This is a genomic window from Bacillus salipaludis (genome assembly GCF_030938565.1).
In the GTDB taxonomy this organism is placed as follows: domain Bacteria; phylum Bacillota; class Bacilli; order Bacillales; family Cytobacillaceae; genus Neobacillus; species Neobacillus salipaludis_A.
On sequence record NZ_JAVGVR010000001.1, the window covers coordinates 6,110,001 to 6,136,425 of the forward strand.

The following is a 26,425-nucleotide window of genomic DNA, read 5'->3' on the forward strand; positions in this document are numbered from 1 at the left end:
TATTCCTTATTAGGTAACTTTGACAGAGCCAAAGAAGTTCTAGATGAAAGGTGGTTAATTCTCTATATAGCCATTTATATGTTCAGCATCTGGGACGGATATCGGACCACCATTGACTTAAACAAACAATATGTACTGGCAGACCGTGAGGATGCCCCCATGTTGAATATTAAAATGGGCTCTTGGGATATGAACTACCTGGATAAACGGAAGCCTTGGCTAGCATTAGTCTGGTCAGCCTTGTTCCCTGGTCTCGGTCATCTTTATCTACATAATGTAGTTTCAGGATTCTTTATTTTTATTTATACCGTCGGGATTTGTTATTACGGCCATATTCTTTATGCGATCCACTTATCAATGCTAGGTGATTTTACACAGGCTAAAGAGACGATCAATATGCAATGGGCACTTTATTTTCCATCCATCTACTTTTTCATCATTTACGATGCCTATGTTTCTGCAGTTGAGAACAATAAACTGTTCGAAAAAGAAATGGCCGCATATTTACGAAAAAACTATCAAAAGATTCATTTTAAAACTCCCCTATAAAGGATTGTGAATACCATGTTAGTAATTGCTACCTACGAAAATTCAATATTTATTGAATTAGCGATTACAGAACTTAAACAAAACGGCCTATCGCATGAAAAGATCTTTGCTGCTCCACTTGATAAGAGAGCCGGAAAAAGACAACTGTTTGATACCATCCATAGAGCGGATGGATTGAGTCTATTTGACGGTGCAGCAATCCTCGGGACCTGTTTCATGCTACTAGGGTCTATCTATGGATTTATTTTAAAATGGGGCCCGATTATTTGGGGAATTATCGGAGCAATCTTTGGTCTCTTGTTAGGATTTCTACTGAAACTATTGATTGTAAAAAAAGGGAAAGGAGGGTCAAAAAACATTAGTTCCGAAATTGTCTTGATGATTCGCTGTGAAGAAGATCAATGGAAAACCGTCGAAAAAATTTTATGGGAAAACGGAGCACTTGGTTTAACTAAATTAGATAAGAATTAGACAAATGCCAACAAAGACTCAGCCTCTGTTGGCATTTTGATTTTTGGTTTTTACAGATTGTCATAACGCCTTTCAACCGAGCGGAGGTTAGACCCCAAACTACCACCCACTATACTCCCTCACCAAATCCAGGTTAATCTTCCCTTTTTCCAAGTCTGAAAAGGCTTGGTCGAGTATAGATACGGCTAATTCAATTTCTTGTTTGGTGATGGTGAGTGGCGGGGTGATTTCAATAACATTGCTGTGGATGCCTACATAAAAAACGAGCAGACCGAGCTCATAGCAGCGATAACAAATAGCGGCCGTTTTTTCAGCGGCGGGCTTTTTCGTAACCCTGTCCTCCACCAACTCAACACCAATCGCAAGCCCTTTTCCACGAACATCCCCAATCCACTCATACTTCTCCTGTAGATTCTTTAACAGACCAATAAAATATTCCCCATTCACCCTAGCATTCTCAACTAACTGTTCCTCTTGAATAATCTGCAAATTTTCCAGCGACGCCGCACTACAGACAGGATTCCCGCTCATCGTAAACATATGTACCCCCATGCCTGCATCAAGAATTTCGCGTCTAGCTACAACCGAACTGATCGGCAGTCCGCCGCCAAGCGACTTACCAAGCACAACAGCATCCGGAACCACTCCACTATGGTCAAACGAAAACCATTTACCCGTTCGTCCAAGCCCCACTTTCACCTCATCAAAAATGAGGTGAATACCATAGCGCCTGCAGACCCCTTCAAGCCGAGGCAGGAAATCCTCTGGCGGGACAATCAGCCCGCCATCACTCTGAATTCCCTCAACAATGATTCCAGCCGTATCACCGGGCGGACAAATCGTCTTAAACACTTCCTGCTCTAAATATCCAATACACTGATCTGTTAGACGATCCGTTACCCCAAATGGCGGTCGATACGGATTCGGATAAGGAATTTTCACCACATTGCCACTACCGATAAAACCTGCTTGGGCGGGATGCCCAGAAAGCGAAAGCGATCCCATCGTCTGCCCATGATAAGAACCTATAAAAGAAATCATTCTGGAACGCTTCTTTTCAAGCGGAACCAATTTCGCAATACAATCATTCGCATCAGAACCAGAATGGCCAAACCAAACCTTTTTTGAAAAATCACCCGGTGTTATCTCGATTAATTTCTGAGCCAAAGAAACCATCGTCGACTCAGGAGCCGAAAGCTGTGAAGTAAACGATAAGGTATCATATTTTTCTTTAATCGCCTCACCCACACGAGGATGTCCATAGCCAATATTCGCAACCGCCCAACCAGCCGCTATATCCAAATATTCCTTTCCAGATTGATCTATCACCCGCGTACCCTTCGCAGCCTTTACCGCAATAGGGTAAAAACGAATTTTTAAACTATCCGCAATCACTTGACCTTCTGCCTCAAGAAACGTGTTTTCCAAACCCTCTCCCCCTTAAAAGAAAATCTGAAATTTTTTCAGCTTATAATTGAGATTTTGCCTTGAAATCCCCAGCTGTTCCGCCGCCTTCGTAATATTTCCTTGCGCATGATTCATCGCTTGCTCAATCATGACACGCTCCAGCCTTTCAATCTGCTCAGGAAGACTTCCTGAAAACGACGATAAGGGTTCATGACTTAAAGTACTCTCTGCCTGCTGAATTTTATTTTTAAAAATAGGCGGCAAATGATTGAAGCCGATGGTCCGCTCATCATAAACAAGGTTAAGGCAGCCCTCAATAACATGCTCTAGCTGTCTGACATTCCCAGGCCATCCGAAATTCATAAAATAATGAAAAACATCCTGGTCCACCCCATCCACCTGTACATCTAATAGATCAGCATGTTTGGTAATAAAGTGATCAATTAATACCCGTAAATCCTCCTTCCGATTGCGCAAAGGCGGAATCACGAGATTCACCACACCAAGCCGATAATACAAATCCTCACGAAGCCGTTGGTTGGCGATTGCTTCTAACGGTTCCTCATTCATCGTAGCAACGATCCTTACATCAATATCAATTACCTTTGTCGAACCAAGGCGCTGCACCTTCCGTTCCTGAATCACCCGCAAAAGCTTCGCCTGCAGATTAATGCTCATCGAATTAATTTCATCGAGCATGAGACTCCCACCCTGCGCTTGTTCAAAAAGTCCCGGACGGTTGACAGCGCCGGTGAAGCTGCCTGCCGTTGTTCCAAACAATAAACTTTCAAGTAAAGACTCCGGAAGTGCTGCACAATTTTGTGCGATAAACGGTTTATCTTTTCTAGGACTCTCATTATGGATACTCTGAGCAAACAGCTCCTTGCCCGTTCCCGTTTCACCCACAATGAGAATATTGGATTTTGACCTTGCCGACCGGCGTGCCTGTTCAACCGATTGAGCCATCTCTCGGCTTGAAAAGATAATGTCCTCAAACTGAAACCGGGTATTATTTTTCTGCGAAGAGAAAGAATTTGACGATTCCAAATCACCTTTGCCCTGTTTTTGCAGCTGTAAGATAGTATCGGAAAGATGTTTTTGTTCCGTGATATCTTTTAATATTTCAATGGCTCCCGAAACATTTTCATTCAGCACCAACGGAACCGTTCTGGCTAATGTGGTAATCGCCTTCCCGTGTGAGGAAAATTTCGTTTCTCTGTGATGAAGCGTCCTTCTCGTTCGCAGCGAGGTTAATAAGGTACTTGTATTTTCATCGACATTCCAAACATCCTGTACCCTTTTATTTCGAACCGCCTCAGGTTCCAATGTATCCATCTCACCTGCTTTAAGGTTATAAAAGAGAAGCCTTCCCTGTTCATCAATGACAGAGATCCCTTCTTCTAACTGATCCAGAATCAAATTAAATAATTGCTTCGTTTTCTTCAATTCCTGAATTTGATGCTGCAGTAACTGAACTTGCGAGATATCCTTCAAAAATAGCAGGTACAACTCGTTATTTTCAAAAAATGAGATATTGGCTACTAATTGTTTGGTCCCCAAAAGAATAGAAACTCCTGTTTTCCCCTTCTTTTGAAGGCATTTTTTAAAATCCTCGGATGGAATCAACTCATATATCGAAGCACCATTAAGCGTAGAAGGACTTTCCGAAAACAAACGCGCCGCCGGACGGTTTAAGGACAAAATCGTCCCTTGTTCATTAAACAGGATGATACTTTCGAACGAATGATTCCAAACATCTAAAAATGATAAACGAAACTGCTCATCCACTTTGATCACCACCCTTTCCGAAAAATTTCTAAGCGAAAAAAATTTGTCACCCTTTAAAATGTAAGCTCTTTCTACCAAAATATTAACATATTAAAAGATATATAAAACAGAAAATTCGGTATAGTATTAAAAATAGAAAAATATTTTTCTGAAAAATATTTTTCTTTCAACATTTTTTTGCGGCTAATAGAATTCAACTTTTCCTACAATAGCCTTGATTTTACCCAATTCTGAATATTCAAAACCGATTGGCATAAAACTTGCTACTATTCTAATGAAACCGTAAAGGAGGAATTAACAAATGATGAAAGTTTCTTTAAAAAATATTCAAGCAATAGACGTTCATGCACACCCCTACACAAAAAACACAGAACCATACACTCCAGAAGAGTTTGTCAGAAAGCTGTCCCTAGCCGTTATTCCAAACCAAATACCTGCCAATTACGAGAGACTACCCAATCAGCCATTCCCTGGAACCAATATGTGGATGCAAATCCTTGTTAAGCGTTTAGCAAAATATTTTTCATGCGAGCCAACCCTTGAAGCGGTAGTCGAGCAGCGCAATGCGAGGGCAGTCGATTTTAAAAAATATACTCACGATCTTTTTTCAGATGCAAGACTGACCGGAGTAGTCGGTGATTTTGGTTACCCGCAACCGCCATTAAGCAAAGCAGAATATGCCGACCTTTGCGGAGCCCGTATCTGGGAAATCCACCGAATCGAACCTGCCATGGTTCAACTCAGTCAAGAATGCGAGTCCTTTGCTGACTTCAACGAAAAATATCGTGCAAATCTGACAGAGGCCTTAAATACAAAAGGAATCGTTGGACTAAAGTCGATTATTGCCTACAGAAGCGGATTGGAAATCGCTCCCATGGATGAGCAGGCTGCGGCAGCAGAATACGCGGAATTTAAATTCAATACCCGTGCCGTTGTAAAAAAATTCCGTGACTATTGCCTACATATAGCAATGGAAGAATGTACGAAGACGGACAAAGTCATGCATATTCACACTGGTGTCGGTGACGGAGAAGTCGTCCTTTCGAAAGCAAGTCCCAGCTTCCTCATCGACATGCTCCGCGATCAAAAATATGAAAATACCAAAGTTCATCTCGTTCACGGCGGTTATCCATGGATGGAGGAAGCTGCCTTTATTGTCAGCATCCTGCCGAATGTCTATATGGATATCTCTTTGCAAAATCCTTTCAGCGGCCACGGGGTGAAACGTATTTTATCTCAAGTATTTGAATTTGCGCCATTTGATAAGGTAATGTACGGCTCTGATGCCTTTACCGTGCCGGAAATGAACTGGATGGGCGTCCATCTGTTTAAAGAGTCCTTTGAAGAAGTATTAAATTCCTGGGTTGATTCAGATTACATGGATGTCGAAACCGCACAGACCATTGGAGAAATGGTCCTATACCGAAACTATGAAAATGTTTATCAAAAGTACATGAAGGAGGCTGCTGTATGTCAAACAATAAGCAAATAGTGACAGAGATGATTCCGCAAAAGAAACTTGGGTTTTGGGCGATTTGGGCTCTTGGAGTAGGGTCCGTGATCGGGGACGGAATCTTCCTCCTGATGGGGCAAGGGATTGCCACAGCAGGTCCAAGCTCCATCGTTGCCTATGGAATTGCTGGATTATCACAACTTTTCCTTATGATTGCACTTGGTGAACTAGCGGTAGGAATGCCAAATGCCGGGGCCATGTCCCATTGGGTCGAACGGTTTATGGGAAGTTGGTGGGGATTTTTGTCCGGATTTGCCTTTGCACTTGGCTGGGTCATTTGCGGCGGCAGCGTCGGAATCGCAATCGGCAGAATCACCATGTGGTTTTTCCCGCAGCTAAAAGGGGATCTATGGCCCGCGTTTTTTGCCATCCTGTTCTTGACGATTTTCGCGGCATTAAATATTCTTGGAACCGAAATTGCAGCCAAAACGCAGCTTCTATTAGTCATCATTATGACTGTGGTAATGGCTCTTTTCTCCATCATCGGACTAAAAGATATTAACATCCATAATTTCACGCCATTCATGCCACACGGATCAAAAGGGTTTTGGGCAGCCATTCCATTAGGCACCTATGCCTACTTGGGTGCTGTAACCTTAGCAACCGCTGGCGGCGAGGTGAAAAATCCAAAGGATCTTCCGAAAGCATTGGTATGGTCTAGTATTACCTTCTTAGTTTTGTACACAGCAGCACAGTTTGTCTTACAGGGCATTATCCCGTGGAATAAAGTGACCATTGATGATTCGCCATTTACCATTGCAGCCAATCAAGTATTCGGAATTGCCGGTGCTTATATCATGAATATGACAGCATGGATTGCTGCAGCAACTTGTTTGCTCATGGGTACCTTATATGCCGCTTCCCGGATTTTTTACGCACAGGCAAAAAGCGGATACCTCCCTGCGTTCTTCGGACGTCTTCATCCAAAAACAGGTACTCCAGTCAATGGGATTATCGTTGTCTGGGCGGCATCGGTTGCCTTAATTATCTTAGGGATGATCAATCCGGATTTCCTTTACGTAGAATTATCGAACCAATTGGTATTTGCATGGTTGGTTTCCTGGACATTAGCCTTAATTGCAAGTGTTCTTTATCGAAAAAATGCAAAATCAGAGGTTCTCCAGCTCCCATGGAAACAGCCGCTCTATCCTTTGTTTCCGATTCTAGGTTTTATTGGAATTGCCATTGTCTTTTACGGCAGTTTCATCGGAACTCCAATGACCCTTTTACGCGGCGTCATCTGGATGGGCGTACTCTTTCTTCTGTTTAAAGTTTTCAATAAATCGAGAACCATTTCTACTTCGGATAGAAAAAAAGAATCTATGTAAGTGAGAGGATTTTAGGATGATCATAAAAGAGCAAATTAAAGTAAGCGAAGAGGTCACACAAAAGTTAATTGAGATACGCCGACATCTCCATCAACATCCTGAATTATCCTTTCAGGAATACAATACCTGCGGGTATATTGCTAGAGTATTAGAAGAATGGGGAATCCCTTATAATAGAATTGGAGAAACTGGAATTTTTGTTGATATTATAGGCGGGAACAGACAGGGCCCTCATATCGGCATTCGGGCTGATATCGATGCCCTTCCCATTCAAGAACAAACCGGGCTTCCTTTTTCATCCGCCAACCAAGGAGTCATGCACGCATGCGGACATGATGGTCACACGACCATTCTCCTCGGAACCGTTTACCAGCTTCATAGATTAAGAGACAAAATCTCAGGACGTGTTCGCTGCATTTTTCAACCCGGCGAGGAGGCGGACGGTGCTGCCCAGCAACTCATAGATCTTGGCGTGCTTGAAACTCCTTCCATAGATGGAATGCTGGCCCTGCACTTATGGCCGCACCTGCCACATGGAACGATTGGAATTAAATATGGGGCCATTACAGCCTCGTGTGATGATTTTACGATAGAAATTGAAGGAAAGAGCGGTCATAGTGCGAGACCACATCAAGCGATTGATGCCATTACCATCAGCTCGCAGATTATCCAAGCCCTTCATACACTCGTAACAAAATCTAGTAACCCGGTAGAACCGGTCGTCGTTCATATTGGAAAAATTAACGGTGGGACTGCAAGCAACATCGTCGCCGACAAAGTGGTTTTGGAAGGAACAACCCGTGCCGTAACCTTTGAAACAAGGAAAAAATTAAAATCACAGCTGATTAATTTATGTGAAAGTATCGCTAAAAGCTTTGGCGGAAAAGCCAATGTTCACTATAAAGATGGTCATCCACCAGTCATTAACAGTGAGTGGGTCACGAAAGCAGTTGAGGAGTGTGCAGCTGAACTATTTGGTTCGGAAAAAGTGGTTCAGTTAAAGGAACCATCAATGGGCGCAGATGACTTTGGGACATTTGCCCAAATCGTCCCAAGTACGTATTTCAGACTCGGTACAGCGCTCGAAGGAAAACAGGCATTTGATTTGCATCACCCGCAATTTGAATTTGATGAATCCATCATTCCAATCGGGGTGCAGTTATTTACCTCAACCGTATTAACGAAACTATCAAGAGGGGTTGAAGAAAAATGTTAGTACAAGATAAAGAAATGATGACAAAAGATACCGTATTAAAAATCGTGAAAGAGAAAAACATCGAATTCATCCGTGTTGAGTTTCTCGATTATGCCGGCATCACCCGCGGCCGGACGATTCGTCCGCTTCAACTAAAAGATGCAATGGAAAAGGGAATCAATTTTAGTACGGCGATTATGAGCTTCGATGTGTTTGATGAATATATTCCGAACCCGGCATTTGGGGCAAACGATGGGGACTTCTTTGCCATCCCGGATCCACAAACCTTTGCCATCCTTCCCTATCGAAAAAACACAGCCCGGATGCTTTGTGATTTAGTCGATATCAACGGGGAACCATGGCATGGCTGCCCAAGAAGTGCTTTAAAACGGCTTCTCAATGAGGTCGAAACCCTTCTTGGCGGAAAAATGAATATGGCCTTTGAACAAGAAGCTTATTTATTAAAAGAAGTCGACGGTCAACTCGTACCCGCCGACAATAGCCATTGTTTTTCGATCGAAGGAGCAGATATTCAGGAGGATTTCATTCAAGACTTTGTGTACGCCCTTGACGCAATGGGTGTTGAAACCGAGCAATTATCAAGTGAATATGGCCCCGGCCAGCTTGAAATCAATTTAAAATATACAAATGCCTTAAAAGCCGCTGACGATCAGGTTACGTTCATGCATCTATATAAGCAAATTGCCCGTGACAAAGGATTAATAGGCACCCTAATGCCAAAGCCATTTCAAAACCATGCCGGCAGTGGTCTCCATGTTCATATTAGTTTATTTGATGAAGGTGAGAATCTTTTTGAAGACTCCACGGATCAACGCGGTTTGGATATGTCCGAAAAAGCCTACCACTTTATTGGCGGACTGTTAAAGCATGCCTCTTCGCTCATCGCGATTGGTGCTCCAAGTATTAACTCATACAAGCGGATGCAACCTGGATCCTTTGCGCCTGCACATATTTGTTATGGTTCAGGAAACCGTTCGGTATTAGTGCGGATTCCTGAAAAAAGAAGGACAAGACGCTTCGAATTCAGGGGCGCTGATGGGACTTGTAATCCGTATCTGCTTGCCGCCTGCCTTGTGGCAGCAGGTCTTCGCGGAATTCAGAATCAACTTGACCCAGGTGAGCCAGTTGAGTTTGATGTGAGCACGGTAAGTGAATACCAATTGAAAGAAAGAGGCATCAAATGGGTACCAAGAAGCCTAAATGAAGCCATTAACGCCTTAGCCGAAGATTCAGTCCTAGCACAAACCATCGGCCGCACCATCTGGGAAGAGTTTATCAATATCAAGAGAACCGAATGGGACAAGTATTCAAAATATGTAAGTGATTGGGAAAGGAACCTGTTTGCATCGCGGTTTTAACCAATTGATCGAGGAGCATGATGTTTTCATGCTTCCTTTTTTATTGGAGATTTCCATTCAAATTGTCGATAAAATCGCAATTTGTGTTGATATCCAGCGAAAAAGTGTTGATATAATCCGAATCTATGTCGATATACTCTATAAAAGTGTTGATAAAATCAAAATTTGTGTTGATATCCCCCAAAAATGAGTTGATAAAACGACTCGAATGCACGGGAATAGAAATTTAGATAAACTTATGAAACAATAACTCTATATTTTACGTATAAGTTAATGTCAAAATGATTTTAATGAAAGGAAATATGGTTTTGAAACTGAAACGATTTGGAAGCTTTATGTTTATACTTTTTCTAGCGATTTTCGTTTATCTATATATTGCGTCTCAAATGCAAACAAAGAAACAACCCGTTTCCCTACCAACTGGGCTCAACCCAATGGTAAAAGCAGCAACCAATCAATTAATCCAGCAAACTGCGAAAAAAGGCATCACGGTTGTGATTACCGATGGCTTCCGCAGCGCAGAAGACCAGGATCAACTTTATAAAAAAGGGCGTACAGCCGGCGGGACCATTGTAACGTATGCCAAGGGCGGAGAGTCTTTTCACAATTATGGACTTGCCGTTGATTTTGCGCTAAAAACTCCATCCGCCAATGTGATTTGGGATCGGAACTATGATGGAAATCAAAATGGCTTGCCGGATTGGGACGAGGTAGTGGCCATCGCAAAAGGTTTAGGATTTCAATGGGGCGGTGATTGGCCCCAATTTAAAGATTATCCCCATTTACAAATGGACTTTGGCTTAACACTTGCCGATTTACAGAACGGCCAGAGACCACCTGGATCATCCTTAACCAGTAAATAAAATAAACGATAAGCAGGAAGTTTTATAATAGGAGGTGCTTTTTTGAAAAAAAGCGTGAAGAAATCCTCTTGGGGCATATTGGGCACATTAGGATTACTATTACTCGGCAAACTAAAATATCTTTTGGTCGCTTTTAAAATTCTTAAACTCCAAACACTGATCAGCATGTTCATAACGCTTGGAACATACGCCTTAATTTTTGGCTGGAAGTTTGCCGCAGCCCTCGTCTACTTGCTGTTTGTTCATGAGATGGGACATTTATATGCGGCCAAAAAGCTAAAACTGTCCGTCAGCCCGGCCGTATTTATTCCCTTTATCGGTGCAGCGATTGGACTAAAGGAAATGCCAAAAAGCGCAAAAGATGAAGGATACTTGGCTTACATGGGACCCCTTTTTGGATTATTATCCTTTTTGCCGGCCATTCCCTTATACTTTCTCACACACGAACCATTTTGGGCGCTTTGCATCATTTTAGGCGGGACCATTAATTTATTTAATTTAATCCCGATCACACCATTAGATGGCGGAAGAATCGCCGCCGGAATCAGCACCAAGCTTTGGGGCTTAGGGATTGTGTTGTTAGTGGCATTTTCGATTAAGTTAGGAAGCTTTATAGGCTTTTTGATTGTCATCTTGGGTTCGATTGAATGGTACAAAACCTATAGAAAACAAAAGAATCTCAATTCCAGCAAAGAAGAAGCCGAAAAACTTGGTCTCCTATTAAACAAATTAAAGCAAACATCGAACCATGTAGGATCCATTCAACCGATTCTGAAAGAAGTAAATTGGAACATGTCTCAACCGGAAGTGAAAAATGCTTTTGATACACTGGTGTCTGAAATTGAAAAAATGAGCAAGAATTTTTACCTTCAGCAATTATCCGGTGTCCCTAATCTAAGCGAAGAAGCGCAAAACGAAAATGAACAAGTGATTCAACAAACGCTAATCCAATTCGAAAAAGTCATAGAAGAGTATAAAAAAGATGTACAAATAACGGAAACCTATTACAAAACAGATAAGAAAACGAAGTGGCAATTATTTTTAATCTATCTTGGTTTAATCGTTGCCCTGTCAATTAGTTATTTTTTTGGAAACGAAATTCTTATGAACCATCCGGAAATACGAAATGCCTTGAACCGTTAAAAAACAGGTCAGCCCCACGGGTGTCTGACCTATTTTTTCAAAATCATTTCGCATAATCCCAAACAATCCTCCATTCACCCTTTTCCTTTAAAACAAATACATTTTGGTGAATATCAAAATTGCCAAATTTCCCTTTGAAGCTTTGGACGACGGGGACCTTATAGACATGCTGGAACGATGGCCCTTTTTGCGACATCTGCCATTTCCCCAATTCCTCCGGGCTGCCGACCTTATACGTGAAAGTATCCACTCCAAAGTCATTCATAAACACATGCGCTCGCGTCTGAATATAATTACTTTTATTGAACTTCTCTTTCATCGATGAATGAAACAACCCCCACGAACCGGCAAAATCGCTATCCTGCTCGTAATGATAAAAATCCTCTACCACCCCTTTTACCTGGCTATCCTCTGAAGAAAAACTCCAGCGAATCACCTGAAAAACAACAAACACACCCACAACCAGCAAAGCTCCAACAACAATCCTTCTAAATTGAGCGGATCTTCTATACATGAAAATCTCCTTTTAAAAAACTAATCAATCTAGAATATGCACCAACCTGTCCTGATAGTATAATTTCCATGGAACGACACCCTTCCCCTTTTTTCATGTTTAACCAAACGTTTGATTAGAAACGATACAATACTTGCTAAACAAGACCTTCCATCTTTAAAACAATGGCTGTGTTAAAGGACACTGTTAATTTTTAAACAGCGTTGATTGGAGCGGAAGGCACGAAGACTCCTGTGGGAGTACGGGACAGGGGAGACCCCGCAGGAGAGAAGCGACGAGGAGGCTCCCCGAACCGCCCACGAACCGCTTGTGCCTGGAGCGGAAATCAACAACCAGGTTTAACAGAGCCAAAACCCTAAAAAAATTGTCGAGAACTGGAACAAATAAAAAAGGAGAAGTGCCTCAAACACCTCTCCAAAACAAGATTATTGTTTCGTTGTATCCAGCCCCCGAAGCAGCGGATTATGGAGTTTCAACTGATCAGAAGTCAATTGAATCTTCTCCACTTCTTTTACCGTGTTCACATAATCTCCACCCTCGACAACAGGCAAAGTCCCTCCATCCGCTCCCTTGCCTGCAAGAGAAAAATCATAATAGGTCAATTTCTTTTGTGAGTCTTCCAAAGACTTTATTTTTTTTCGTAAAGAATTTAAATCCTCTTCTTGAATCTCCTTCTTATGGTAAACTTCCTCCAGCTCATTTTTTAACTCCTTTAACTCATTACTGAGATCATGAATAATCCCTTCCTGTTTCCTTCTCTCCTCCAAAAGATCATGCAAATTCGTTTTCGTTTCCCGAATCGAATTAACCATTTCATCAGCATTACCCGCCAACCGGTTTAATACCATCAATTGCTTCGTCAATAACTCATTCTCCAAATCATACGGATAGCGGAGCTGATGGTCAACTTCACTCCAGCCCTCTTCAAAAATCGTCCGTACTTGAATCTCGGCAATCGTCATTTCCTTCGTAATTTGGCTCTCAATCAAATAATGCCACGAACGGTATCCGGCCGGATGTTCTTCAAAGTCAAAATGCTCGCTGTACTTTCGAATCTCGGCATCATTATAATCCCCTTTACGAAAATAAATCTTCGCCCGCTCATGGAGATTCCATGTATCTCTTATTTTTTCATCGATATGAATCGCTTGATCCTTATATAAATGGAGAACGCGAATTCCTAGTAAATCCGTTACCTCTGTTCTGTAATTCCCCACGGTAATTTTATAATCCCGATTTAACTTCTTTTTGCTAATCGTCTTCCGTATGATTTTTTCCACTAAATGCTCTGGGTCCTTCACCCGTGTCCGAACTGAATGAACATCCGGATGACTTTGAAGAATGGATAGCAAGGGAGAAGTGGCTGCCTTTAAGGTAGGGATAAACTCCAGAAAATCTTGGTAGATCTGAATAACCTCCGACCAAACAAGGCCAGCCTCATTGAATTCTCCTTCATCAATATTATAAGATTTGAAAAACGGTTGCTGCTGGTTTTCTAAAGACATATGCATTTCCCCTTTTAACGCCAATTTTCCCACCAACAAACTCTATAATGCTCTATTCTTCCTGTTGTTCTAAGGAAATATTAGCCAAATCAAAATAGATTCAAAATATTTTTGATTAAAATTTCGCCTTCTAATTCATACTAAAACAGATAAAAAATGGGATTTCAACTGATTGAATCCGATAACTGGAGAAATGGACTATGTTTTTTGGAAAAAAACGATTACAAAAGAACATGGAACAAAACAACCACCAGGGCATAGACACAAAAATCCATCACCAAAGGTCCTTATCCATTTGTTTAACCGAAAACATCGAACGCCTGCAATCCATCTACACGGATTGCTCCGATATCATTTTTCGTCATTTTTTGATTGGTAACAAAACGAATGCCGCTCTAATTTATGTGGACGGGATGGCAAATACCGAAGAAATTGATCAGCATGTCCTTCACCCCTTAATGGGACAGGAAACGGATCCAGATGTACAATCTATTCTTAAAAAAAGCTAACGATTTCAGGTGTAAATGAGGTTAGAACCTTCAATGATGTCGTAAAAGAGGTCTCATCAGGAAACCCGGTTGTTTTAATCGATCAGCAAACAGCGGGATTCTCTACCGGACTATCCAAATGGGAGCAACGTTCGATTCAGGAACCAACTGCTGAAACCGTCGTTCGCGGTCCAAGAGATGGCTTTATCGAAACAATCAGTACCAATATTGTGCTGATCCGCAGAAAAATCAAGAGCCCAAACCTTAAAACGAAAACCATTCAAGTAGGAAGATATAGCCAAACAAAAGTCGTCATCCTGTATATGGAGGGGCTTGCGGATCAAAAAATCATTGAAGAGGTCCAAAAACGTTTAACCCGGATCGATATTGATGGGATTTTAGAAAGTGGATACCTTGAGGAATTTATAAAGGATTATCCTTATTCCCCTTTCCCACAAGTATTAAATACCGAACGGCCCGATGTTACGGCAGCAGGTCTGCTGGAAGGAAATGTGGTTATTTTAACAGATGGCACACCTTTCGCCCTGATTGCCCCCACTACCTTCTATTCCTTGCTGCAATCGGCAGAGGATTATTATGAAGGATTTATCAGCGGCACATTGATTCGCTGGCTTCGTTATATCTTTTTATTAATTGCTTTGCTGCTTCCTTCTGTCTATGTGGCCATTCTTACGTACCATCAAGAAATGATTCCTACCTCACTTTTGATCAGTGTTGCCAAGTCTCGGGAGCAAATTCCATTTCCAGCCCTTATCGAAGCACTCCTGATGGAAATTACCTTTGAAGCCTTAAGAGAAGCAGGAATTCGTCTACCTAAGAATATTGGTTCGGCGATCAGCATTGTCGGAGCGTTGGTCATCGGTCAAGCAGCGGTTTCCGCGGGTCTCGTATCTGCACCAATGGTCATCGTAGTGGCGATTACAGGGATTTCATCCTTTTTAATCCCACGTTACAGTGCCTCGATCGCCCTAAGAATTCTTCGTTTCCCGATTATGTTTCTAGCCGGGACACTCGGACTCGTAGGAATTATGCTTGCGCTTCTTACCATTATTGTTCATATGTGTACCATCCGTTCCTTTGGCATTCCCTATCTTCAGCCAATGGCACCGATGAAAAAATCCGATATGAAGGATATTTTAATCAGAGCTCCATGGTGGTCGCTAAAAAAACGCCCAAACTGGAGCAGTGAATATAATCAATTTCGACAGTCAAGCAACCAAAAACCTTCTCCTAACAATGAAAACGAATAAGAGTGGATGAGACATGATCGAACGCGGAAAAATTTCACCAACCCAAATGGCTCTCATGATGAACCCGGCTATTTCAGCGACGGTTCTCCTTCTCGTACCCGCTATCACGGCAAAAATAGCGCATCAAGACTTATGGCTGTCACCCATTTGGGCCTCCGTTATTGGTTTTTTAGTCCTTTTTGTCGCCCATCAATTGAACAAGCTTTATCCAACAGATACCATCATTGAATATAGTGAACAGATCCTCGGGAAATTTTTCGGAAAAGTAGTCGGAGCCATTTTCCTTCTTTTTTATATGCACATAACCGGCATCATCGTTCGGGAATATGGGGAATTTGTCTCCGGGACCTTCCTGCATCAAACGCCCATGGTCATTATCATTGGAACAATGGTCCTAGTTTGTTCCTTTGCGGTTATGGGGGGAATCGAAGTCATTGGAAGGGCAGCCGAAATGATTGTCCCGTTTGTGACTCTTTTGTATCTATTAATTTTCGTCATGCTGATTAAGGATTTAGAAATAAAAAATATGTTTCCCATTATGGAAAAAGGAATCAAACCTTCTTTAATGGGCTCCATCGTCCCACAAAGCTGGTTTAGCGAATTCATCCTTGTCTCGTTTTTCTTACCATATTTGTCAGAAAGGTCTAAAGGAATGAAGTGGGGAATGATTTCAGTCGGCAGCGTTTTATTTTTAATGGTACTAACGAATATCATGAATCTAATGCTGTTTGGAAATTTGACCTCTCACTTAACCTATCCGGTCATGGTGGCCGCCCGCTATATTAGCATTTCCGACTTTCTGGAGCATTTAGAGTCGATTGTCATGGCAATTTGGATTGCAGGAACCTTTATTAAAATTACCGTTTTCTACTATATCCTTACACTTGGCACAGCTCAATGGCTTAAGCTTTCTGATTTTCGTCCCATCGTTTTACCCATTGGCTTCTTGGTCATCCTTTGTGGGATATGGTCGGCCAGTGATTTACAGGAACTGTCCCACTTTCTTGCAACCTCAGGGGCGTTTTATATTCTATCGATTCAAGTGGTGATTCCACTTCTATTATGGCTCATTGCCATTATTCGAATGAAAGCTCAACAACGGAAAGGATCTTAACAGAATGATTCCCCAGCAAATCATTAAAAAAAGTGCATTGGCCATTCTCTTTATTTTTACCGTTCTGTTTTTATCAGCCTGTTGGGATCGAGAGGAAGTAAATGATTTAGCTTTAGTAACGGCTACGGGAATTGATAAAAAAGCGAATAATAAAATTGAACTAAGCGTCCTCGTCTTTATCCCAAAAGGCGGCGGGAGCCAGCAGTCAATGGATATCAACAGCAGTGGTAATAGCTCCAACGTTTTGGTCCGGTCGGCGGAAGGAACCACCATTGCCGATGCGATGTCAAAACTGCAGGAAAAACTGCCGCGGACGATTTTTCTGGGGATAGTGAAGTGTTTATTTTTAATGAAGCGCTGGCAAAAGACGGGATTCGTGACCATATTGATTTTATTATGCGGCATCCGCAGCTTCGAGAACGCGGTGAAATCTTTGTCAGTAAACAAAAAGCTAAAGATATTTTGGAGCTAATGCCACCGCTTGAACGAGACTTGTCTGAGGTGTTGAATGAATTAGTTCAACATAAAGTCGGAATGGATGTAACCACAAAAAAATTAGCGCAAATGTTGATTAGCGATTCGGGAGATTGTGCCCTGCCCTGGATTAAAATCCTGCCCCCGGAGAAAGGGAAAAAGCAAGAACAAACAATCGCCTATATCACGGGTACTGCGATTTTCAAGAAGGATAAAATGGTTGGCGTGATTGACTCTTCTGTCACAAGGGGCGTGCTGTGGCTGAGAGATGAAATTCGCTTAGCCATTGTTACGATTAATCCGCCTCATACGGAAGGATATATTTCGGTGAACTTAACGCAGGCCAGTTCAAAGCTAATGCCTAAAATTAAGAACGGTAAATGGAAGATCACGCTCCAAGCCGAATCAAATAGTGATATTGTCCAAAATACAACAAAATTGGATGTATCCAATCCTGAAGTAGGGAAAATGATTGAAAAGCAAGTAAATAAAGCCATTGAAAACAGAATGAGGCTCGCCTTGAAACATGTTCAAAAGGACATGAAAGCAGATGTGTTTGGCTTTGCGGAAGCCTTCCACCGTAAATATCCCGACAGATGGAACAAGGAAAAAAATCATTGGGATAAAATTTTTCCGAATGTAGAGGTGTCGTTCCAAATAAAAAGTAAAATCCGTAGACAGGGCATGAGTTCTTAAACGAAAGGTGGGGCTACAAATGAAATGGGGAGTTTTGTTAGGAAGTCTACTGATCATTTTAACCATGATTCTCTACCAATGGCCAAAACTACACCAGCATCAAAAAAGGGATAAGTTTGCTTTTCTGTCCCTGTCTATTCTTGGATGGATTTTGGCGATTTTGCTAATCTTTTTCCCGATCTTCCAGGCCCCACGCAGTTTGTGAGCTGGATGTATGAACCGCTGGGGAAGTGGTTGGCAAAATAGTACTGTTTTTTCGAGGAAGTAAGCAAAGCATTCAGGTGGAGACCAGAATGCTTTTTTCAGTAAGGTCATCTAAAAAAAGAATTTCCTGCTATCACACTACCTCCCCATCGATTCCCACCTGAAATGCTATTGTAATATATCTAAATTTTCATTATAATATTATTAATTGAATAGTTTTATAGAATGAACTTACGATAATAATCGCCTTCTAACTGCAAGGGTAACCCAAGGTCAAAGGAAAGAACGGCTCTGAATTATTGCATTTCATCTTACACTAGCGGAGGTCGAATCGATGAAAAATCTACTGAAAAAGTGGAATCAATTAAGTCTAGTAAAACAAATTATTATCGGATTAATTATTGGGATAATCCTAGCGGTAGCGATTCCTGATACAGCAAAACCAGTTGCAATCTTTGGTTCCTTATTTGTCGGTGCCTTAAAAGCCGTTGCACCTGTACTCGTACTCTTCTTAGTTATGTCTGCTATTGCACAACACAAAAGCGGTCACAAAACCAACATGAAATCCATTATCGTACTTTACCTGTTAGGAACCTTTTTAGCAGGACTGATTGCTGTTATTGTTAGCTTCATCTTCCCGGTTGGTCTAAAACTCGGAACGGGCGCCCAGGACCTTACACCGCCAGGCGGAGTATCAGAAGTCCTTAAAACCTTACTGATGAACGTGGTCGATAACCCGGTTAAAGCCATTTTCAATGCCAACTATATCGGTATTTTAGCTTGGGCAGTCGTTCTAGGCTTTGCGTTAAAAAATGCTTCCGATTCAACCAAAACCGTGATTGCCAATTTTTCCGACGCAATTTCGAAAGTGGTTACATGGGTCATCAAATTTGCCCCACTTGGCATCATGGGACTTGTATTTGATTCGATTACCGCAAACGGACTTGGCTCTTTATTAAGCTATGGAAAATTACTAGTCGTGTTAATCGGCTGCATGTTCTTTGTCGCACTTGTGGTAAATCCATTGATCGTATACGTGGGAATCCGTCAAAACCCGTATCCACTTGTATTAAAGTGCTTAAAGGAAAGCGGAATTACAGCATTCTTCACACGCAGCTCAGCAGCAAACATCCCGGTTAATATGAAATTATGTGAAAAACTAGGTTTGGATAAAGATACGTATTCTGTATCAATCCCATTAGGTGCTACCGTCAACATGGCAGGTGCGGCCGTAACGATTTCTGTTTTAACGCTTGCAGCGGTTCATACACTCGGTATTCATGTGGATATTCCAACAGCAATCATCCTTAGCGTTTTATCAGCTGTGTGTGCTTGCGGTGCTTCAGGAGTTGCCGGCGGTTCCCTATTATTGATCCCGCTAGCGTGTAGCTTATTTGGAATTTCAAATGATGTTGCGATGCAGGTAGTTGGTGTAGGTTTCATCGTTGGGGTTTTACAAGATTCTTGTGAAACAGCACTCAACTCTTCCACAGACGTTCTATTTACAGCAACAGCTGAATTTAACAAGTGGCGTAAAGAAGGCAAAAAGATTGATATTAATAAAGCAGCGTAAAATGGAACAAACCACACTGAAAATTTCAGTGTGGTTTTTGTATTTGTGGATAAGTTCCTAATTTATGTAGATGTGCTCCCCAATTGTTGATCTATCCCCAAAATTTGTTGATATCCGGAGAAAATATGTTGATATCATCGGAATCTGTTTCGATATCCGGCCAAAGTGTGTTGATATAATCAAGATTTATGTTGATATCTTCTTTTAATCCAAAATGGACTATAGAGAATGTAAAAACTCAGAATCATCACCAGCTCCAATGAAAGAAGATACCACGGCCATGGACCCAGGTAATCTAAAAGAGAAGCAGATTCAGGTTTTTTCATGATATACAGGTAGTTTGCGCCAAGTAACATATTAAGAAAAAAAACACATAGTGCATATAGATTCACGAGCAGAATAGTTATCCACATGGATGAGATGGCTGGCCGATAATAGAACGCTGCGACCATAAACAAACAAGCCAAAACCACCCCTCCATGTGAAACAAAAAACTCAATATAGCGAAAATGAGGGAACGAAAATTTATCAAGGCTAGGCGTCAAGATGGCCTGAATGGAACTGCCAAGCGCAGCAAAATACATGAATTGAAAAAGTTTATCGCTTCTCAAAAGCAACATGACAACGGCAAGGATGACAACAAGGTCACTAAGATGCAGCGGCAAATCCCTCCTGATGGACCATGCATGCTCTTCGATCAACCAAAGATGATATGAAACATCAGAAACTACTAAGAGAACAGCGAGAGAAAAACGCACAATCCCTTGTTTCCAATTTTCCTTTAGCTCCTTCTGCATTACAAACAGAAGAATACAGAGTACAAAAATAATCCCGATTGTTACAAGGTGCTGTACGGAAAAAAGGCGAAATGGATCAAGTTTTGAAGGAAATTGAAAGTATTTTTGCATCTTAAGATCCTCATTAATTAAATTTCATCCTTTTAGTTTGTGCTTTAAATGATGTGTCATACAAGGTAAAGGCCAACACACTACCTGTAATGGAACATTATTTGAAATTCCAAGTAAGCTTAAATAAGAGAGACTAGAACTTGCGGCCAATCAATACGACCAGTAATTTTCCGAATTTATTTGGAACGTTTATTGTGGATAAGTTAATAATTTATGTGAATTTTCAGCCCAATTGTTGATATATCCCCAAAATTTGTTGATATCCTACGGGAATTTGTTGATAAAGTCGGAATTTGTGTTGATATCCGGCCAAAATTTGTTGATATAATCAAATTGGTGTTGATATCCGGTTGAAAAATGTTGATATCTACAAAACAGGCCGCAAATACATTAAAAAAACCAGGAAACCATATATCGGCTTCCCGGTCAGACATGACTTATTGCACTTTATTCACAAAATCATTCGTATAAGTTTGGCTGAGGTCGACATTTTGTACCGGTTTAAAGGAAGAAAGAATTTTTTTTACATTTTCCGGTACCCCGCTCGGCATTTTTCCGTCCGTTGTAAACATTGGAAGCTGGCCTTTTAATGCTTGGATATACAGGGCTTTATCCCCGGCGTAATACTCTTCAGGCAATTTGTCGGCTATTTCCTCAGGTGTATGGGTACTCATCCATTTCAATGTTCGGACATAGGCATTGGCTAGTTTTTGAACAACATCCGGATGCGCCTTCACATAATCGTTCGTCATATATAAACTAGTTGCAGCATATCTTCCCCCTAATGCTTTTTCTGTGCCCTCTTTTGAATTCATGTCCACAAAGGTGTAGGCCAAATGTTTATTTTTAAGAAGGGAAGCAGTTGGTTCACTTGTAACAGCAGCATCAATTCGTTTATTTTGCATCGCTGCGATTAACGTTTGACCGGCTCCTACAGGCAGCGGCTTGTAATCGCTCTCTTTATTGCCGCCTTTGACGACATTATAGCTAGCAAGCATGTTGGTTGATGACCCAAGCCCCGTGACACCAATGGTAAGTCCTTTCAAATCCGCTAATGTTTTTACCTTATTCTTTAAGCGATTGGCGACCATCAGCTGTTCGCCCGGAACGTCGGCCATCGTGACAACGGCTTCCACCTTTTTCCCTTTTGTCTGTAAATCGAGAGTATGATCATAAAAACCGCCTGCACCATCCACCTGACCTGCTAGTAGGGCTAATTCCGCATCCTGACCAGCACTTTCCTCGACAAGTGTAACTGTCACTCCTGCGTCCTTGTAATACCCCAGTTTTTCAGCAAGCATATAAGGCAGGTAAATAATTTTCTCTAAACCGCCCACCATAATCGAAACTTTTGGTGTACCCTTTGTACTGCTGGTGTTTTTCGGTGTGCTTGATGCAGCTGTGGAAGAATTGGAAGAACAACCAGTGAGAAGCATGGCTGCAACGGCCATACCTGAAACCCCGATACTTAATCTTTTCATTGTCTTACCCATTCGTAATTCCCCCTTATTTTTGTAAAAATAAAACTCCCTACATGTTTAGCTGCGATTTATTGACGGATATGCCGCCATGCGATAAACCGTTTTTCCAGTTTTGACACTCCCCAATCCGCAATCAAGGCGGTGATGGATAGAATGACCATTCCAGCAAATACCCCAGTGGTATCAAATGCCCCCTGTGCTTGGGCAATTAAGTATCCTAGACCCTCCGTAGCGCCAATGAACTCCCCTACTACAGCCCCAATTAAGGCAAAACCAAAGCTTGAGTGTAAACTTGAAAGAATCCATGTTAGTGCAGACGGTATAATGACGTGTCTAGCTAATTGACGTTTGCTAGCACCTAATAATCGAGCATTGTTGACTAAATTACGATCAACTTCTCTAACCCCTTGAAAAGCATTAAAGAATACGATGAAGAACGTAAGCACTAATCCCGAAGCAACTTTTGACGACATACCAAGACCAAACCATAAGATAAAGATCGGGACAAGGACCACCCGTGGAATCGCATTGATCATCTTAATATAAGGTCCTAAAATCACGGATAGCAGTTCGTTCATTCCCAGTGCATAGCCAAAAATAATTCCGGCAATCCCCCCCAATATAAAAGAAAGAATCGTTTCTTCGAAGGTAATGATGAATTGCTTATAAAGCGGACCCGCCGTTGTTCCATTCACCGCCCATCCCCAGATATGCTTTGCAATATCAAACGGACTCGAGAAAAAGAATGGGTCAATGATGTTCCGACTGGATAGATATTGCCAAGCACCCATAAGAAGGATAAACAGCGCAAGTTGCAGGCATAGATTTCTCGCCCGAAGTTTTAATGCCTTTCTCCGCATTTCCGCTTTTCGAGAAACCACTTCCTCATTAACTGGATTTGGAATGGAGTTTGTTTGCGTTCTCATAACTGATCATCACCTCGTCCTTCAAATCTTCCCAAATCTGCTTATGGATTCTCATAAAAGCTGGATCAAAACTGATTTCAGCTACATTACGCGGTCTCGGCAAATCAATCCGATAATCACCTTTAATCGTTGCCCCCGGTCCTGCTGTCAGAACAATCACTCGATCACTTAAGGCAATCGCTTCCTCTAAATCATGCGTGATAAAAAAGACGGAAGCAGAGGTTTCTTCCCAAATCCTTAGCAACTCATCTTCCATTAAATGTCTTGTATGGACATCAAGAGCCGAAAAGGATTCGTCCATTAGAAGAATCTCGGGTTGAACAATGAGGCATTGTGCTAAAGCAACCCGCTTACGCATCCCCCCGGAAAGCTGGGAAGGATAATGGCCCTCAAAGCCTTTAAGTCCGACACGGGCAATCCATTTCCTTGCCTCCTCATAGGCATCCGCTTTGGATCTGCCCCGCATTCGCAGTCCGAGCGAAACATTGTCAATGACCGTTTTCCACGGAAAGGCATTTTCTGTTTGAAAAACACAGGCGGCCCTTGGGTTAATTCCCTCTAATTTTTCACCAGAAATCAGAACCTCTCCGGCAGATGGCGGTTCGAACCCGGCGATCAAGCTTAAGGTGGTCGATTTCCCACAACCCGTTGGTCCCACAATGGAAACAAACTCCCCTTTTGGTATTTTCAAATCAATATTGCGCAATACGGTATGGACTTCTCCAGTTGGCTTAACAAACTCCTTTGTCACGCCGTTTAACTCCATCATGGTTGGAGTTGAATCGGTCATAGCCCGATACACCTTTTTCTCCAATGCACCCACTTGATTCCCCCATTTCTTGATTTCTTGGTAACGTTTACAAACATGATTATAGAAAATTCGTAACATTACGAAAACATTTACACAATATCCTGAATAAACACAATAAAAACAATTTAAATGATTTTAACAACGCGAAAAAATACTAGTTTGATATAGACTGGCATTCCGTTTTTACTTTAAAATAAATATAGTTTTATTTTTCTGAAAATTATCTTCATTGAAGCTAACTAGGATGTGTATGAGCTTGATGGGTAAAAAAAGACAAGTGAAGTTACGAACGAAAATGAATCTTCTCATCTTATTAAATCTTCTTTTTGTCCTTGTTCTTTTTATCGTGACTCTATCCTTGATTATGGTTCACCGGGAGTATGGTGAGATAGGGAGTAATGCTTTGTCTGAAGCCAAAACAGTAGCGGGCCTGCCGGAAGTGGTTCAAGCCTTTAAAAATCCGAATCCCGCTTCCACCATCCAGCCCATCGCGGAAGAAATCCGAAAAGAATCGGGGGCACAATTTATTGTAGTTTCCAATATGAATTTAATTCGCTACAGCCATCCCGACACATCCCAAATTGGCAAGCATATGGTGGGCGATGATGACAAACAGGTTCTCTCGGGTCATGGGAGTATTACGATGGCAAAGGGGACTCTCGGACTTTCCATCCGCGGGAAATACCCTATTTTTAATGAAAAGCATCAACAAATTGGCGTAGTTTCTGTAGGTTTTTTAATGCAGAATATCTGGAAAAAACTGACCTCTCTCATTCTCGAAATAATTGGAATCGGTTTCATCGCATTGGTTGTTGGTTTAATAGGGGCTTGGCTCCTCTCAGGCCATATTAAAAAAGAAATTCTCAATTTAGAGCCTTACGAAATTGCGTTTCTCACCCAACAGCAAGCGGCGATTCTCGAATCGATTCGGGAAGGAATAGTCGCCATTGACACGAACGGTAAAATCATGACCTTCAATCAGGAAGCGAAAAGCATGCTAGAGAAAAATACAGGTGATTTCATTGGGAAATCGATAAAATCCATCCTACCTAACTCTAGGCTGCATGAAATCATAGAGGAAGGAACTTCCCACTATGACCAGCCAATGATTATGGGGAATTCATTAGTGGTGGTTAACAGAATTCCTGTGAAACTGAATGGGGAAGTAATCGGGGCTGTCGCTAGCTTTCGTGATAAACTGCAGCTCGATCAGTTGGATCAGCGCTTGGCCGATATCGGACAATATGTCGATACCCTAAGAAGTCAGCGCCATGAATTTATGAACAAGCTCCACCTGATTTCAGGGCTGATTCATATGAAGGAATTTGATTTGGTAAAGGACCTTATTGAGGATGTTCATCATGAACAGCAAAGTGTCCTTAACTTTTTTCTAGCGAGGGTGCGTGACCCCGCAATTGTCGGTGTTCTAATTGGAAAAATGCACCGGGCAAAAGAATTAGGAATCGGGCTTACCATCAGTGAATATTCCGAGGTATCGGAGATTTGTCCTCATCGGGAAACGGTCTTAACTATTTTGGGAAATGCGATTGAAAATGCAGTGGAAGCTATAGCCACGAAGGCAACAGAAAATGACGCAGCGGTGATATCGGTCTACATCAAAGAAGAACGAGACCAGCTGATTTTACAAGTAAGCGACAATGGGCCAGGGATTGACCCGGAACTCGGCGATCAAATTTTTGCTGATGGCGGTACAACAAAAGGAGAAGGCCGTGGATTTGGCTTAGCATTAGTTTCCCGCTTGGTTTCACGATTAAAGGGAAGTGTCGTGATGAATTCTTCATCAGAAGGAGCAGTATTACAAGTTAGCTTACCTAAGGAGGGATAAGAATGGCTGACCAAGAATTGCGGGTACTGGTGGTGGATGATGATTTCATGATTGCCAGGATGCATGGTAAATTTATCTCTGCCCAGAAAGGTTATCAGTTGGCGGGGACTGCCCATAACTACGAAGAAGCGATTATGATGCTTGAATCGGTGGAACCGAATTTAGTGCTGCTGGATGTCTATCTTCCCGATTCTTCCGGAATTGAATTACTTCGCGCCATTCGTTTACAAAATAAACGCTGTGACGTGATCTTGATAACGGCTGCAAAAGAGCTAGAAGTGGTGGAGGACGGTTTTCGCTTTGGCATTATCGATTATTTAATCAAGCCCTTTGACTTGAACCAGCTGAAAACCTCCTTAAATAAGTATTTAAAATTTAAATCACGCCTCTCAAGTTCCACCCTTTTGGACCAAGGAACCGTAGATGATTTAAAAAAGCTGCGAATCTCGGAATCAACCGCACTCCCACTCTATCAAAAAGGGATTGATTTAAGGACATTGGAAAAAATAAAAAAATGCTTCTCCAACTCAGCCAGTCCCTTAAGCGCCGACCAAATTGCCAAATTAGCCGGTGTTAGTCTATCCACGACAAGAACGTATCTTTCTCATTTGGTAGAAGAACATGAATTGATTGAAGAACAGCAATACGGAACCGTGGGCCGGCCATTGAGATTATACCGGCTAGTGGAGTAGGATTGGATTTTTCAAAAAAATTGGTGATAAAATCGTGACGTGGTGAACTTTCCACGTCATTTTCTTTTGCTCACTTTTGAGATATCCTGCTAAAGTGTTGATATATCCCAAAAAAGTGTTGATATCTTGCGAAAATTTGTTGATATAATCGGAATCTGTGTCAATATCCGGGCAAAAAGTGTTGATATGATCTAATTTTGTGTTGATATCCGGCAAAAAAATGTTGATATCCTAAAAAGTGGAGCCACTAAGTCTGCTCTAAACCCAATAAAAAACGCCAACCCCA

The 26,425-nt window shown here is 41.8% G+C and carries 20 protein-coding genes and 2 pseudogenes (1 of these 22 running past the window's edge); 14 read left to right on the top strand and 8 right to left on the bottom strand.

Annotated features, from left to right (window positions below; genetic code table 11):
- Together RCG21_RS30350 and RCG21_RS30355 are read left to right on the top strand one after the other, a co-directional pair.
- Window positions 1-549: the 3' portion of a hypothetical protein gene (locus RCG21_RS30350; RefSeq protein WP_133339904.1), read on the top strand. The gene continues 216 nt to the left of window position 1, outside the view; 549 of the gene's 765 nt are visible here — the last part of the coding sequence; its start codon lies off the left edge, out of view; the stop codon is at window positions 547-549.
- Window positions 550-564: 15 nt separating this feature from the next.
- Window positions 565-1,020, top strand: coding sequence for a hypothetical protein (locus RCG21_RS30355; RefSeq protein WP_133339906.1), 456 nt, complete (start codon window positions 565-567; stop codon window positions 1,018-1,020).
- Between the two features lie 99 nt (window positions 1,021-1,119).
- On the opposite strand, the gene RCG21_RS30360 is transcribed toward RCG21_RS30355, so the two are convergent.
- Both RCG21_RS30360 and RCG21_RS30365 read right to left on the bottom strand, forming a co-directional pair.
- A complete protein-coding gene (locus tag RCG21_RS30360; protein WP_133339908.1) occupies window positions 1,120-2,448 on the bottom strand; it encodes an aspartate aminotransferase family protein in 1,329 nt (442 codons plus the stop codon).
- A 12-nt stretch (window positions 2,449-2,460) separates the two neighbouring features.
- Entirely contained in the window at window positions 2,461-4,215 is a 1,755-nt protein-coding gene (locus RCG21_RS30365) for a sigma 54-interacting transcriptional regulator (RefSeq protein ID WP_133339910.1), read from the bottom strand.
- Between the two features lie 301 nt (window positions 4,216-4,516).
- Here RCG21_RS30365 and RCG21_RS30370 point away from each other — a divergent pair, with 301 nt between their 5' ends.
- The 6 genes from RCG21_RS30370 to RCG21_RS30395 all read left to right on the top strand — a co-directional run bounded on the left by RCG21_RS30370 (window position 4,517) and on the right by RCG21_RS30395 (window position 11,636).
- On the top strand, window positions 4,517-5,707 hold the full coding sequence (locus RCG21_RS30370; RefSeq protein ID WP_133339912.1) for an amidohydrolase family protein: 1,191 nt from the start codon (window positions 4,517-4,519) through the stop codon (window positions 5,705-5,707).
- The gene (locus RCG21_RS30375; protein ID WP_165976408.1) at window positions 5,686-7,056 is read left to right on the top strand and encodes an APC family permease; all 1,371 of its coding nucleotides are present in this window, start codon (window positions 5,686-5,688) and stop codon (window positions 7,054-7,056) included. The genes RCG21_RS30370 and RCG21_RS30375 overlap by 22 nt, the downstream gene beginning before the upstream one ends.
- A gap of 16 nt (window positions 7,057-7,072) precedes the next feature.
- Window positions 7,073-8,272: a M20 metallopeptidase family protein gene (locus tag RCG21_RS30380; RefSeq protein ID WP_133339914.1), complete on the top strand. Its 1,200-nt coding sequence runs from the start codon at window positions 7,073-7,075 to the stop codon at window positions 8,270-8,272.
- Complete coding sequence (locus tag RCG21_RS30385) at window positions 8,266-9,630, top strand: glutamine synthetase family protein (protein WP_235824952.1); 1,365 nt, start codon at window positions 8,266-8,268, stop codon at window positions 9,628-9,630. Before RCG21_RS30380 ends, RCG21_RS30385 begins: the two co-directional genes overlap by 7 nt.
- Before the next feature lie 302 nt (window positions 9,631-9,932).
- Complete coding sequence (locus tag RCG21_RS30390; RefSeq protein ID WP_372512777.1) at window positions 9,933-10,493, top strand: M15 family metallopeptidase; 561 nt, start codon at window positions 9,933-9,935, stop codon at window positions 10,491-10,493.
- A gap of 42 nt (window positions 10,494-10,535) precedes the next feature.
- The gene (locus tag RCG21_RS30395) at window positions 10,536-11,636 is read left to right on the top strand and encodes a site-2 protease family protein (RefSeq protein ID WP_308914177.1); all 1,101 of its coding nucleotides are present in this window, start codon (window positions 10,536-10,538) and stop codon (window positions 11,634-11,636) included.
- A gap of 43 nt (window positions 11,637-11,679) precedes the next feature.
- On the opposite strand, the gene RCG21_RS30400 is transcribed toward RCG21_RS30395, so the two are convergent.
- Window positions 11,680-12,150, bottom strand: coding sequence for a hypothetical protein (locus RCG21_RS30400; protein ID WP_133339920.1), 471 nt, complete (start codon window positions 12,148-12,150; stop codon window positions 11,680-11,682).
- Between the two features lie 425 nt (window positions 12,151-12,575).
- Window positions 12,576-13,655, bottom strand: a complete 1,080-nt coding sequence (locus RCG21_RS30405; protein ID WP_165976409.1) for a RelA/SpoT-related domain-containing protein — start codon at window positions 13,653-13,655, stop codon at window positions 12,576-12,578.
- Between the two features lie 233 nt (window positions 13,656-13,888).
- On the opposite strand from RCG21_RS30405, the pseudogene RCG21_RS30410 reads away from it, so the two are divergent.
- From RCG21_RS30410 to sstT, 4 genes and pseudogenes are all read left to right on the top strand, one after another.
- Window positions 13,889-15,414, top strand: a pseudogene (locus RCG21_RS30410) (spore germination protein).
- 13 nt (window positions 15,415-15,427) lie between these two features.
- Complete coding sequence (locus RCG21_RS30415; RefSeq protein ID WP_208025438.1) at window positions 15,428-16,528, top strand: GerAB/ArcD/ProY family transporter; 1,101 nt, start codon at window positions 15,428-15,430, stop codon at window positions 16,526-16,528.
- A 4-nt stretch (window positions 16,529-16,532) separates the two neighbouring features.
- A pseudogene (locus tag RCG21_RS30425) lies at window positions 16,533-17,698 on the top strand (Ger(x)C family spore germination protein).
- A gap of 538 nt (window positions 17,699-18,236) precedes the next feature.
- On the top strand, window positions 18,237-19,475 hold the full coding sequence (gene sstT / locus RCG21_RS30430; RefSeq protein ID WP_308914179.1) for a serine/threonine transporter SstT: 1,239 nt from the start codon (window positions 18,237-18,239) through the stop codon (window positions 19,473-19,475).
- Between the two features lie 179 nt (window positions 19,476-19,654).
- On the opposite strand, the gene RCG21_RS30435 is transcribed toward sstT, so the two are convergent.
- The 4 genes from RCG21_RS30435 to RCG21_RS30450 all read right to left on the bottom strand — a co-directional run bounded on the left by RCG21_RS30435 (window position 19,655) and on the right by RCG21_RS30450 (window position 23,580).
- Entirely contained in the window at window positions 19,655-20,383 is a 729-nt protein-coding gene (locus tag RCG21_RS30435) for a YwaF family protein (RefSeq protein ID WP_308914180.1), read from the bottom strand.
- 437 nt (window positions 20,384-20,820) lie between these two features.
- Window positions 20,821-21,876, bottom strand: a complete 1,056-nt coding sequence (locus RCG21_RS30440) for an ABC transporter substrate-binding protein (RefSeq protein WP_308914181.1) — start codon at window positions 21,874-21,876, stop codon at window positions 20,821-20,823.
- A gap of 56 nt (window positions 21,877-21,932) precedes the next feature.
- On the bottom strand, window positions 21,933-22,790 hold the full coding sequence (locus RCG21_RS30445; protein WP_133339935.1) for an ABC transporter permease: 858 nt from the start codon (window positions 22,788-22,790) through the stop codon (window positions 21,933-21,935).
- The gene (locus RCG21_RS30450; RefSeq protein ID WP_133339967.1) at window positions 22,753-23,580 is read right to left on the bottom strand and encodes an ABC transporter ATP-binding protein; all 828 of its coding nucleotides are present in this window, start codon (window positions 23,578-23,580) and stop codon (window positions 22,753-22,755) included. The genes RCG21_RS30445 and RCG21_RS30450 overlap by 38 nt, the downstream gene beginning before the upstream one ends.
- A 280-nt stretch (window positions 23,581-23,860) precedes the next feature.
- On the opposite strand from RCG21_RS30450, the gene RCG21_RS30455 reads away from it, so the two are divergent.
- Window positions 23,861-25,447, top strand: a complete 1,587-nt coding sequence (locus RCG21_RS30455; protein ID WP_308914318.1) for an ATP-binding protein — start codon at window positions 23,861-23,863, stop codon at window positions 25,445-25,447.
- Window positions 25,448-25,449: 2 nt separating this feature from the next.
- The gene (locus tag RCG21_RS30460; RefSeq protein ID WP_308914182.1) at window positions 25,450-26,139 is read left to right on the top strand and encodes a response regulator; all 690 of its coding nucleotides are present in this window, start codon (window positions 25,450-25,452) and stop codon (window positions 26,137-26,139) included.
- The last annotated feature ends 286 nt before the right edge of the window (window positions 26,140-26,425 follow it).

Coding starts and splice junctions, on each gene's coding strand:
- RCG21_RS30375 (WP_165976408.1), top strand. CDS start 5,686: ATGTCAAACAATAAGCAAATAGTGACAGAGATGATTCCGCAAAAGAAA.
- RCG21_RS30400 (WP_133339920.1), bottom strand. CDS start 12,150: ATGTATAGAAGATCCGCTCAATTTAGAAGGATTGTTGTTGGAGCTTTG.
- RCG21_RS30355 (WP_133339906.1), top strand. CDS start 565: ATGTTAGTAATTGCTACCTACGAAAATTCAATATTTATTGAATTAGCG.
- RCG21_RS30385 (WP_235824952.1), top strand. CDS start 8,266: ATGTTAGTACAAGATAAAGAAATGATGACAAAAGATACCGTATTAAAA.
- RCG21_RS30380 (WP_133339914.1), top strand. CDS start 7,073: ATGATCATAAAAGAGCAAATTAAAGTAAGCGAAGAGGTCACACAAAAG.
- RCG21_RS30435 (WP_308914180.1), bottom strand. CDS start 20,383: ATGCAAAAATACTTTCAATTTCCTTCAAAACTTGATCCATTTCGCCTT.
- RCG21_RS30405 (WP_165976409.1), bottom strand. CDS start 13,655: ATGTCTTTAGAAAACCAGCAGCAACCGTTTTTCAAATCTTATAATATT.
- RCG21_RS30370 (WP_133339912.1), top strand. CDS start 4,517: ATGATGAAAGTTTCTTTAAAAAATATTCAAGCAATAGACGTTCATGCA.
- sstT (WP_308914179.1), top strand. CDS start 18,237: ATGAAAAATCTACTGAAAAAGTGGAATCAATTAAGTCTAGTAAAACAA.
- RCG21_RS30390 (WP_372512777.1), top strand. CDS start 9,933: ATGGTTTTGAAACTGAAACGATTTGGAAGCTTTATGTTTATACTTTTT.
- RCG21_RS30450 (WP_133339967.1), bottom strand. CDS start 23,580: ATGACCGATTCAACTCCAACCATGATGGAGTTAAACGGCGTGACAAAG.
- RCG21_RS30415 (WP_208025438.1), top strand. CDS start 15,428: ATGATCGAACGCGGAAAAATTTCACCAACCCAAATGGCTCTCATGATG.
- RCG21_RS30445 (WP_133339935.1), bottom strand. CDS start 22,790: ATGAGAACGCAAACAAACTCCATTCCAAATCCAGTTAATGAGGAAGTG.
- RCG21_RS30440 (WP_308914181.1), bottom strand. CDS start 21,876: ATGGGTAAGACAATGAAAAGATTAAGTATCGGGGTTTCAGGTATGGCC.
- RCG21_RS30460 (WP_308914182.1), top strand. CDS start 25,450: ATGGCTGACCAAGAATTGCGGGTACTGGTGGTGGATGATGATTTCATG.
- RCG21_RS30455 (WP_308914318.1), top strand. CDS start 23,861: ATGGGTAAAAAAAGACAAGTGAAGTTACGAACGAAAATGAATCTTCTC.